Origin of the sequence: Longicatena caecimuris (assembly GCF_004341945.1) — a bacterium.
Taxonomy (GTDB): Bacteria; Bacillota_I; Bacilli_A; order Erysipelotrichales; family Erysipelotrichaceae; genus Longicatena; species Longicatena caecimuris.
This window is the reverse complement of record NZ_SMBP01000003.1, coordinates 117,780-129,060: the sequence shown is the minus strand read 5'-3', so window position 1 is coordinate 129,060 and position 11,281 is coordinate 117,780. Positions and strand designations below refer to the sequence as shown.

Here is an 11,281-nt window from a genome sequence, read left to right as displayed (position 1 = left end):
ACATCTTATAAAAAAACATCTTATTTGCTTTGGCCATCCTTAAAATCTTATGTTTACCTATGAAATACAATGGTTATAATTCAATAAAATTTTCTCTTATCTATTCGTGTAGTATTTCATTATATGGTATACCAACTTTTCTGAATAGCGTCTTTCTAACCTTACTAAATATGAATCATAGTATGAATCTCTTGTGTCACCCATACAAAAAAAAAGATTTTCAGAAGTAATCCTATTTCTAAAAATCTTTTTAAATCACTTAAATAATTAACGTCTTTTTTCCATTTCTTCTAATTGTTTTTCAACAATTGCATACTGTGCTTTATAGCCTTCTAACTTTTCCTTTTCCGCATTCACTTTGGCCTCAGGCGCTTTATTCACAAAGTTTGGATTGCTCAGCATACCTTCTCCACGTTTGATTTCTCCTTGCAAACGTTTCACTTCTTTGCTTAGTTTAGCAATCTCTTCTTCTACATTGATAATAGCTGCCAAAGGTACATTCAAGGTACCATGCAAGATTGGACGAACTGCCATTTCTTCATCTTTGGCATTGTCTATCCAGGTCGCATGACACATCTTCTGTAAGATGGCATTTCTGTTTGCATCACTTGGCATGAGCACATCGTGTTCATCCTTAATGATAACTTCAATATCCATACTTGGTTTCAGATTGTAATCTACCTTAATAGCACGTACTGCTTCAATCATCGTCAGCAGCTGTTTTACCGCTACCATTTCGTCTTCACTCATGGTAACATCCACTTTAGTTGGCCAGCATTCCAAATTGATGCTTGCTTTTTCATGTGGCAGGCTTAAATAGATTTCTTCACTTACAAATGGCATGAATGGATGTAACATACGTACGATACCACGTAAAACAATGACCAGCGTAGAACGTGCTGCTGTTACCACCGTTGCATCTGCACTCTGTAAACCAGCTTTGGATAATTCAATATACCAGGAACAGAAATCATCCCATACAAAATTGTACAATTCATTACCCACTAACGCAAACTCATATTTTTCCATGTTTTCCGTAACATTTTCCAATACTTCATTAAAGCGTTTTAAAATCCATTTATCAATCATTGACGCATTGCTTACATCGATATCCTCCAAATGGAACGCATCTCCCAACTGCATCAGCGCAAAGCGACTGGCATTCCAAATCTTATTGATAAAGTTCCAGCTTGCTTCGACTTTTTCATCAGAGTAACGCAGATCCTGCCCCGGAGTAGAATTCGTCGTCAAGAAGAAACGCAATGCATCAACACCGAAATGATCAATGACATCCATTGGGTCAATACCATTACCTAGCGACTTGCTCATCTTTCTGCCTTGTGGATCACGTACAAGTCCATGAATCAATACATCCTTGAATGGACGATTCTTCATGCAGTAACGCGTCTGGAAAGCCATTCGGGCAACCCAGAAGAAAATAATGTCATAACCGGTTACTAACAGATCATTTGGGAAATATCGTGCCAGATCATCCGTATTTTCCGGCCAGCCTAAAGTTGAGAACGGCCATAAAGCACTGGAGAACCAAGTATCCAATACATCTTCATCCTGCTTCCAGTTTTCCTGATCCTGCGGATCTTCCATGCCTACATAAATTTCATTGGTTTCTTTATGATACCAGGCAGGAATGCGATGTCCCCACCACAGCTGACGAGAAATACACCAGTCTTCAATATTTTCCAACCATTGATGGAATGTCTTTTCAAAACGTTTTGGATAGAAATTGATACGCTGTTCCGCTATTTCCTGATTTTTTAATACTTCTTGCGCCAATGGTTTCATCTTAACAAACCATTGTTTTGATAAATATGGTTCTACGATTACTCCGGTACGCTCTGAATGTCCAACTTGATGCATATGCTTTTCGATATGATCAACGACACCGGCTGCTTCAAAATCTTCTACTAATGCTTTCCGACAAGCAAAGCGATCCATTCCTGCATACTTACCACACATATCATTCATCGTTCCATTTGGATGCATACAGATTGGCATAGAAAGATTGTATTTTTTCGCCAAGGCAAAGTCATTTGGATCATGCGCTGGCGTACATTTCATGACTGCTGTACCAAAGCTCATATCAATATAATCATCCGCCATGATTGGCAAAGCTTCGCCATTTGCCGGGTTGATGGCATGCAACCCAACGATGTCTTTATAACGCTCATCATCCGGATGAACAAAGATAGCCTGATCGGCAAACATCGTTTCCGGACGAGTTGTCGCAATGATTAATTCTTTTCCCGTTTCAACAACCTTGTATTTGAAATAATACATGGCACCTTCGATTTCTTTATGAATAACTTCAATATTAGATAAAGCTGTCATTGCTTCTGGATCCCAGTTGATAATACGCTCACCCTGATAGATCAAACCATCGTTATACAGATCCACAAATACTTTACGAACAGCATGACTTAACCCATCATCCAACGTAAAGCGCTCTCTTGTATAATCTAAGGACAAGCCCATCTTTGCCCATTGCTTACGAATCGTAGAAGCATATTCCTCTTTCCATTCCCAAGCTCTGTCTAAAAATTTTTCACGCCCGATATCATAACGGGAAATTCCTTCCCCTTTTAATCGTTCATCAACTTTTGCTTGTGTCGCAATACCGGCATGATCCATTCCCGGCAGCCACAGCATATCATAGCCTTGCAAACGTTTATAACGAGCAACAATATCTTGCAGCGTTGTATCCCAGGCATGACCTAAGTGCAGCTTCCCAGTTACATTAGGTGGTGGGATCACGATACAGAAAGGATCTTTTGTTTTATCTCCTGCTGTAAAATAGCCTTGTTCTACCCATGTCTTGTAGTGTTCTTGTTCAACTTTGTGATGATCATATTTCGCATCAAGTGTTTTGTTCATATAGCTTCCTCCATTCTTTTTTCAATATTGCATATAGCATCATATCGTGATAGATGCCATCACTTAACTTCGTTGCTTCTTTACATATTCCTTCTAGACGAAAACCTAAAGCTTCTAAAACCTTGGCACTTCGCTTATTTTCATACGCCACCATTGCGGTTATGCGTCGCAAGCCAAATTGTGTAAAGCCAACTTCCAGCAATGGAAGTAAAGCCTCCCTTATATAGCCATGACCCCAATACTCTGGATGTAAGACATAAGCAAGCTGTGCCGTATCATCCTCCAATGCATGGAAACACACATGACCGATGACCTTTCCCCTTTGTTTATCAAGCACGCACCAAGCTTGCGGTTCTCCTCGGCGTTCATAAGGCAAATAAAACGCTTTAAGAATGTGCAATGTATGTTCTACATCAGGATGTGGGGGAAAGGTAAGAAATTGCGTTACGCAAGCCTGCCGATAATAGTCATAAATATCACAGGCATCCGCTTCCTCCATACCACGCAGATACAGACGAGAGGTTTCTTTTTCTGGCATTGACAATTGCATATGCTCATCTCCCTCCATAAAAAAAACGTCCTGTATAAGGACGTGATGAACGTGGTACCACCTTACTTCGCATACTTTTATATGCCTCTACAGCACGAATAACGATGTGCCAACCCGAATATTCCTACTGCACTTTTCAGAATATCAACTCCAAGACTACCTTCCATGTATCCTCATGCTTTCTTACACCATCCAAAAGCTCTCTGTATTTCCGATAACATGTACTCCTTCTCTTCAGCGTATGTACACTTATTATAAACAAAACTTTTCTGCATTTCAACCGTTTTTTTATAATCAATCTGATAATCTTGTGGATTTATTTTTCAAGTACCGCACTTCTTGTACGACTGCTATCATTATTTCAATCTCATCTGATTTCATCACAATGTTGTCTGTCAGTCTTGCGTATTCTTTCAGACTTCATATGCCTATTCACCATATCTATTCTTGTAAGATATACCAAATATTTGTTGATAATGGTTGCAATCTTTGGGAATTCATTTTCAAGGTCAGAAACAGGACGAATTTGTATCATGTTCAAGCACCCCTTAAAAGGAAAAAGATGATTCCAAATAGAATCATCATGGTAAGATTACTAAAGTTTTGGCCTCAATCGTTTTATTATGATTACATGCACGTAAATCAGCTTCTTTCACCTCATAACGATTGGCAATACTGGCATACGTATCATTGGGTTTTGCGACAATCATGCGATAAGAAGTATACGTGGTATCGGCATCCTCAAATAAATCTTCAAATTCATCAACCGTCGTTTTTTCCGTTTCCGGTTGTTCATTTTCTGGAGTAGTGATAATCTCTTGTGCTTCTTCTTCATCTTGCTTATTGCTGTTCGATGTATCCGGTACTGGTGTTTGTTCTCGTTGTGGAATTGGTGTTGTCGTTACCGGCTGTGGTGTAATTTTTTTCTGTGGTTTCTCTGTTTCTTCTTTTAAGCCGCTAATGTTCATGAGTATTGTTACAAGTATCCCATTTTCATCCATCTCCCCTTCGCATGCTTCCACCTGCATAGCAAAAGGCATTGTGCCCAACTTTTCTCTAGGGGCTAATACATCCATTTGCAATTCTTCTTCAAAAGGTATTATATTGCCATCCATTGTTTCATAACTACCTTGAATATGCAGCGGCCCGGTTGCCCGAATACCATCTTCATCTTGATCATATTGCAGCTGTTCTTTTGCCTGCAGTGTATGCAAACGCTTTATTTCATCTGCATAAAACAGATGCTTTTCAATCTTCATTGTTTTCATTGTCAAATCCTCCTATCACTATGTATGCATCTTTTTCTCTAAATATGCCCATGTGAAAATAAAAACAACTTTCTTCTCTGTACTTTATCTTTTCTATGATAAAATAAATACAACAATAAAAAATAAGGAGTAAAGAATTATGATAAAAATTGAACGTTGCAGCGTTATGAATTTTGAAAACGCCATTCGCGGAGCTCGTAATCCGATGAATAGCTGGAATCGCATGGATTCCTATTATGATGATGAAGGAAACTTTGTGATGGGGCCTAATGATTTATCTTTAGCACAGCGTTTAGCAAAGGCTGGCAGTGACCATCGTAAATTTATTCGCCAGATTTTTGTTTCCGTAGATTTTACCGCACCAATGTACTGGTGGAAAGAATATGACACCTATAAAGTAGCAACGGTTGCCAATTCAACAAGCACCATGCATAAAATTGCCAGTAAGCCTTTTACATTAGATGACTTCTCTTATGAGCATATGAATGAAAAAGCCTTAGCATCTTTGAAAGCAGTCATAGCGGTATTGGAAGAGTTGCGCTTGGAATATTTAGAAACAAAAGATAAAACTGTCTGGTATAGCATGATTCAACTATTGCCAACCAGCTACCACCAACTGCGTACCTGTACCTTGAATTATGAAACGTTAATGAATATATATTATGCCAGAAGAAATCACAAACTGGATGAATGGCATGTTGTATGTGATTGGATTGCTTCTTTACCTTATGCAAAAGAATTGATCTTAGCTGTGGAACAAAAAGAACAATAAACAATAAAAAGGCGAACTTCTCGCCTTTTTATGTGCTTTCATATTTATTTACTACCATTATGTCATGCTCACTGTCTGATCAGATTATGCAAACGTAATGACATGTTTTAAACCAACGGCATGTGCTGCCTTATCCATCGCCTCCATGAAATCATCGATGGGATATGTTGCGGATATGATGCTGTTCAAAGGGATACGTTTATCGTTTACCAATTTGCTGCAAAGTCGATAATCCATGACACTTTGTCTGGTACAGCCATAAATGCTCAATTGCTTGTAATGTACAAGATTCGTATTTAATGATACATTTTCGCGATCTTTAGGAAGACCGCCAAAAAATAACAGCTGCCCATTCATATTCATATACTGCAAGGATTGTGTTTGTGCTGTTGGTGCCGGAGCTGCAATGATGCATACATCTACACCCTTTCCCGTACGCTTGCGTATCTCCTCTTGTAAATCACCTTCCACCAGAATCAAATCAGGAAAGAGTTTCTTCGCCTGTTCCATCCGTTCACGACTGAGATCATTCATGAACACCTTGGCAGCACCAAACAATTTTGCCACCATGATATGCATGATTCCAATCGGTCCAGCGCCGATAATCAAAACATCTTTTCCCGGTGTCATATGCAGACGCTTTTGCCCATTATACACACAACTTAAAGGCTCCACCAAAGCAGCTTCCGCAAAGGAAATCGCATCCTGTAATACCGTGATATTTCCTTGTTGAATGGCGGTTGCCGGAATTTTTACATATTCGGCAAACCCACCATTCATATTAATACCAAAGGCTTGGTAATGCTCACACAGATGTGTTTCACCACTCACACAATGATCACAAGTGCCACATCCCATATTGGGCGCAACAGCTACTCGCTGCCCTACTTCATACGCCGTGACTTGTTTACCGATTTTCTCAATGACCCCGGCAAATTCATGGCCGATAATCAAAGGATGTTCTTTAGACACATGTTGATAACCATTCTTATACATCCGAACATCACTGCCACAAATACTTGCGGCTTTCACCTTTAATAGGATTTCATCATCCCCTATTTCCGGCAGCGGAACTTCTTCTACGCTAATGTCTAGCTTTCCTTTTAATAATGCAGCTTTCATTTTTACTCTCCTATTCTGATTGGTCGTTTTTCAAGTAACGAACGCAATCCTTCACGTACCAGAATCAATGCCATTTTACCATCATGTCCACTAACTCTAGGGGTATCATCTTCACGTATGCAACGAATAAAATCTCTTGCTTCATTAATATAAGCATCTTTAAATAACTTTGTCCAGGAAGGCATGACTTCAGCATGCATGCACTTATCATGAGTGGCGATGCTCACATTGTTGTTTTTCTGTGAACCTACCAATACATTGCCACATGTACCTAATATCTCCGCTCTGGCATCATAGCCATACTGTACATATTGTGCTCCATCAATCATGCCGATAATGCCATTTTCAAATTCCAATAATACAGCCACGGTATCATAATAGTCTGGATATTCTGCTTTTTTTTCGCAGGAGCGAAAATTTCTTCCAATTGCATGGATACTTTTTACTTCGCTGTCGGCATACCAGCGCAACGTATCGAAATCATGGCTGTTAACTTCTCCGATAGGTCCACTGCTTTTTGCTATATCATACATCCATTCTTTGGGCTCACTTGGTCCATGGGTCAGTGATTTAATCATTGTCACTTCACCGATCCTACCAGATGTAATGACTTCTTTTGCTTTCTGAAAGCTCTCATCATAACGCCGCATAAATCCTACTTGTAGCTTTACATGATGTTGTTTACAAGCTGCTATCATCTCATCACATTCTTCCGCTGAAATCGCCATCGGTTTTTCGCAGAACACGTGTTTGCCAGCAGAAGCTGCCGCCAGCACGATTTCTTTATGAGTACCTGTTGGTGTCACCACAATGACCGCATCTATCTCTTTATTCTGTAGTGCCACTTGATAATCCGCATACGTATAAGCAACATGAAGTTCTTCTTGGGCTTTTTTTAAATTTTCTTCACAGGGATCACATATTGCCAACAAACGTGCTCCCACGACGTTTCCCATATAGCTGCGGGCATGGATCATGCCTGCTCTTCCTGTTCCTATTAAACAGACGTTTAGACAATCTTTCATATTATTTTTCCTTCTTCCATAAAGATACCAGCAAGGCGGATACAACCGTACCAACAGCTAATGCCAATACCATCATAAAGACATTGGATGTAGCACCGGGAATTAACAAGACAAAGAATCCTCCATGTGGTACAGCAAGGCCACAATTGAAAACCATCGATAATGCCCCGGTAATCGCAGAACCTACCGTAACAGAGGCAAGAACACGAATTGGATCAGCTACCGCAAAGGGAATCGCTCCTTCGGATATAAAGGATAGACCAAGAATCCATGCTGTTTTTCCTGATTCACGCTCATCGCGTGTATATTTTTTCTTTGCCAACACTGTGGAAGATAAGGCCATAGCAAGTGGAGGTACCATACCAGATAACATTACCGCTGCCATTACCGGACTTGTCTGTCCTTGCGTTAAGGCTGTTAAAGATGCTACACCAAAGAAATATGCTGCTTTTCCAATAGGGCCGGCAAGGTCAATTGCCATCATGGCACCAAGAATAACCCCTAATACAACGGAGCTAGCACCACTCATGCTTGTCAGCCAAGATGTCAAGGTTTCATTCAACCAAGTAAGTGGTTTTCCTACGACAAAGACCATTAAGAAACCGGTAATGATACAGGATAGTACCGGAATGATCAAGACCGGCATCAGACCTTCAAATTTCTCTGGTAATTTTACAAAGGCTTTTTTAACACCTAAAACCGAGTAACCTGCAATAAAGCCTCCTAGCAATGCTCCTAAAAAGCCAGACCCGGAAGAAGATGCCAACATACCGGCAACCATGCCTGGTACAAGTCCTGGACGATCAGAAATAGAGAAAGCCACATAACCGCCAAGTGCTGCCCACATCAATCCCATGGCAGTACCACCGATGGTCTTAAAGGCTTCGGCAATTGCTCCTTCTGAATTAATACCACCAAATGCAAAAGATAATGCAGTCATGATACCACCGGCTACAACAAATGGAATCATATAAGATACACCTGTCATCAAATGAGCGTAAATACCTTTAAAGTTGTTATTACTTTCTTTTTCAACCTTTATGGTTTCTGTTTGTTTAGCACCTCCATAGATAGGAGCTTGCAAAGAATCCTTTAAAACCTGTTGTCCATTTTTGATGGCATCATTGACATCTACTTCATATAAGCGTTTTCCATGGAAACGATCTTTGTTTACAGATGTGCTTGCCGCTATGACAACAGCATCTGCAGCCTCAATATCTTCTTGAGTTAATACATTTTTAGCCCCCACCGACCCCTGCGTTTCAACCTTGATGTTCCATCCGATATCTTTTGCGGCTATTTCTAATGCCTCAGCTGCCATATATGTATGGGCAATTCCGGTTGAACATGATGTAATCGCAATCAGTTTCATAATATCTTCTCCTTTTTCATCTACGATGTTTATTATTCGATAGCTTGATAAAATGTATCTATATCATTTGCCTGTAACAATGCCTCTTGAACTTCCTGATGCATGAGCTTACGCGCCAATGTACTGAGCATATCCAAATGCGTTTCATCTTCATGTTCCGGTATAGCGAGCATGAATACACAATAGACAGGCTTTTCATCAAGTGAATTCCAGGTAATACCCGTTTCACTCTTGCCAAAGGCAATACAGGCATGGGGTACAGTAGCCGATTTCCCGTGCGGTATAGCAATTCCACCTCCTATCCCGGTCGTATATTCCAATTCTCTTTCTTCTACTGCTTTCAGATAAAGTGATAAATTCTTCACTTTCCCTGCTTGATATAGTAGTTCTGCCATTTCCTTTAATGCGGCTTCTTTCTTATCAGCTTGGAGTTGGAAAGTTACACAATCCTTACTGATATATTCTTGTATATTCATCATTGATCTCCTTATTTTTCTGCCAGTTCATCGCATATTTTTATGCCTGAGGAAGTACCTAGACGAGTTGCTCCTGCTTCTATCATGGCTAGTGCAGTTTTCAGATCGCGGATACCACCGGCTGCTTTTACTTGTACCTTATCACCGGCATATTGTTTCATGAGCCTTACATGGGCAATTGTTGCACCAGCACTGCCAAAGCCGGTTGATGTTTTCACAAAATCAGGTTCTTCTTCTTTTGCAATTTTCGCAAGCTCGATGATTTCATCTTCCTCTAAATAACAGGTTTCAAAAATCACTTTGCAACAAACCCCATGTTTGCGAGCAATTCCTACTAAACATTCCATTTCTTTGCGAAGGTAGGCATAATCATGTTCTTTTACTTTGCCGATATTGCATACATAATCAAATTCCTGACATCCATGGCCAATGGCATCTTCAACTTCGGCCGCTTTTACAGCAATCGTGGTTTGCCCTAATGGAAAACCAATAGCAGCTCCACATAATACCGAAGAATTTTCCAACATCTTACGACACATCGCAACTGGATAGGAATTGATTGCTACAGATTTAAACCCATAAGCTTTCGCTTCCTCGCATAGCTGTTGGAAATCTTCTTTTGTCGCATAAGCTTTTAAGTTTGTGTGATCCACCATACCCGCTAATTCTTTTCTTGTTATTTTCATTTAATTCCTCCTATTTTCATTTACTTTCGTTTTACAGGTTCATTATAGCCCTATATTTTTGTTTTGTAAATATATTTATTTACTTTTATTTTTATTTATTTTCGTTTGCTTACTTTTCTATAATCTGCTAAAATATACATAAGGGAAGTGAAATTATGCAGAAGAACCCAAATCCGCTTTTTGCGGAAGAGCGAAAACGCAAAATTATGAATTTCATTAAAACAAACACCCGTTGCAGTGTGAGTGAGCTAGCAAAATTATTTGATATCACCCCTGCAACGATACGCAGTGATCTAAGGGAACTAGAAAAAAACGGCAGTATCATCCGTACACATGGAGGAGCTGTTTTACGTAACAAGATTGAACAGGAAGAAGTATTAGATAATCGCAAAAATGATGATAAGAAGATGAAAATAGCCCAAAGCGCAATTGCTTATGTTCATGATGGTGATACCCTCGCCTTAGATACCGGAACGACAGCCTTGGCATTTGCGAATGCCTTGATTCAATCATCAAAAAAAAATCTGAAGATCATTACTTCAGATTTGATGTTGTTGCATACATTTGAAAAACGTCAGGACTTTGAAATCATATCCATTGGTGGCGAAATTCGTCATGGTTTCCATTTTGCCTGTGGCGATATTGCCATTCGTATGTTGAGCGCTTTCCATGTCGATAAATTTTTCCTTACAACTTCTGCCATTGATCTGGTACAGGGATTGACAACACCGAATGCTGGAACGGCTCATCTAAAAGCAAAGATGATGGCCATTGCCAATGAAACCATCTTACTGGTAGATTCTACGAAATTCAACAAAGTCTGTTTTTGTAAATTCGCTGATTTATCACAGCTTTCACGCATCATTGTCGATGATGCCATCGAACATGAGCAACAAGAGCATTTGCGTAAAACCATTCAAGAGGTTATCTTGGCCTAATATATAATTTCTAAAGCAGGAATTCCCTGCTTTTCTTTTGCTAATTTAAAAGATATCTAAAACTTTAGGGGTCTTAGATTTTAGTTCGTTTTCTTCATTCCCTAAAGTTGCCCCCTAAATTTCTAGCAAAGACCCCTAAAAAATTAGTTACCCAATTCATAAAAGAAAAGACGTGCATTA

10 protein-coding genes and 1 other annotated feature are annotated in these 11,281 nt (G+C 39.6%); of the genes, 2 read left to right on the top strand and 8 right to left on the bottom strand.

All coding sequences use genetic code 11. The features are described 5' to 3' along the window. Positions 1-267: 267 nt before the first annotated feature. The 3 genes from EDD61_RS02985 to EDD61_RS02975 all read right to left on the bottom strand — a co-directional run bounded on the left by EDD61_RS02985 (position 268) and on the right by EDD61_RS02975 (position 4,710). Complete coding sequence (locus EDD61_RS02985; RefSeq protein ID WP_132223907.1) at positions 268-2,892, bottom strand: valine--tRNA ligase; 2,625 nt, start codon at positions 2,890-2,892, stop codon at positions 268-270. Beyond that, positions 2,876-3,442, bottom strand: coding sequence for a GNAT family N-acetyltransferase (locus tag EDD61_RS02980; protein WP_243642681.1), 567 nt, complete (start codon positions 3,440-3,442; stop codon positions 2,876-2,878). The genes EDD61_RS02985 and EDD61_RS02980 overlap by 17 nt, the downstream gene beginning before the upstream one ends. Before the next feature lie 33 nt (positions 3,443-3,475). Further along, positions 3,476-3,689: a binding site (T-box leader), on the bottom strand. Positions 3,690-4,023: 334 nt separating this feature from the next. Then, complete coding sequence (locus EDD61_RS02975) at positions 4,024-4,710, bottom strand: LysM peptidoglycan-binding domain-containing protein (RefSeq protein WP_132223901.1); 687 nt, start codon at positions 4,708-4,710, stop codon at positions 4,024-4,026. 139 nt (positions 4,711-4,849) lie between these two features. Here EDD61_RS02975 and EDD61_RS02970 point away from each other — a divergent pair, with 139 nt between their 5' ends. Continuing rightward, positions 4,850-5,482 carry a hypothetical protein gene (locus tag EDD61_RS02970; RefSeq protein ID WP_008688950.1) on the top strand — a complete coding sequence of 211 codons (633 nt, stop codon included), beginning with the start codon at positions 4,850-4,852 and terminating at the stop codon, positions 5,480-5,482. A gap of 84 nt (positions 5,483-5,566) precedes the next feature. Here the strand turns inward: EDD61_RS02970 and EDD61_RS02965 are convergent, their stop codons facing one another. From EDD61_RS02965 to deoC, 5 genes are read right to left on the bottom strand one after another with little or no spacing between them, the layout of a single operon-like run. Further along, positions 5,567-6,604 carry a zinc-dependent dehydrogenase gene (locus tag EDD61_RS02965; RefSeq protein ID WP_132223898.1) on the bottom strand — a complete coding sequence of 346 codons (1,038 nt, stop codon included), beginning with the start codon at positions 6,602-6,604 and terminating at the stop codon, positions 5,567-5,569. A 2-nt stretch (positions 6,605-6,606) separates the two neighbouring features. Next, positions 6,607-7,629 (bottom strand): Gfo/Idh/MocA family oxidoreductase, encoded by a 1,023-nt coding sequence (locus EDD61_RS02960; RefSeq protein ID WP_008978966.1) that lies wholly within the window; start codon positions 7,627-7,629, stop codon positions 6,607-6,609. A gap of 1 nt (position 7,630) precedes the next feature. Continuing rightward, entirely contained in the window at positions 7,631-9,001 is a 1,371-nt protein-coding gene (locus EDD61_RS02955) for a PTS fructose transporter subunit IIC (RefSeq protein ID WP_008688956.1), read from the bottom strand. 32 nt (positions 9,002-9,033) lie between these two features. Then, complete coding sequence (locus EDD61_RS02950; protein ID WP_132223895.1) at positions 9,034-9,477, bottom strand: PTS sugar transporter subunit IIA; 444 nt, start codon at positions 9,475-9,477, stop codon at positions 9,034-9,036. Between the two features lie 11 nt (positions 9,478-9,488). Next, positions 9,489-10,163: a deoxyribose-phosphate aldolase gene (gene deoC / locus EDD61_RS02945; RefSeq protein WP_132223892.1), complete on the bottom strand. Its 675-nt coding sequence runs from the start codon at positions 10,161-10,163 to the stop codon at positions 9,489-9,491. A gap of 155 nt (positions 10,164-10,318) precedes the next feature. Here deoC and EDD61_RS02940 point away from each other — a divergent pair, with 155 nt between their 5' ends. Continuing rightward, positions 10,319-11,101, top strand: a complete 783-nt coding sequence (locus tag EDD61_RS02940; protein WP_008688963.1) for a DeoR/GlpR family DNA-binding transcription regulator — start codon at positions 10,319-10,321, stop codon at positions 11,099-11,101. Positions 11,102-11,281: the final 180 nt, after the last annotated feature.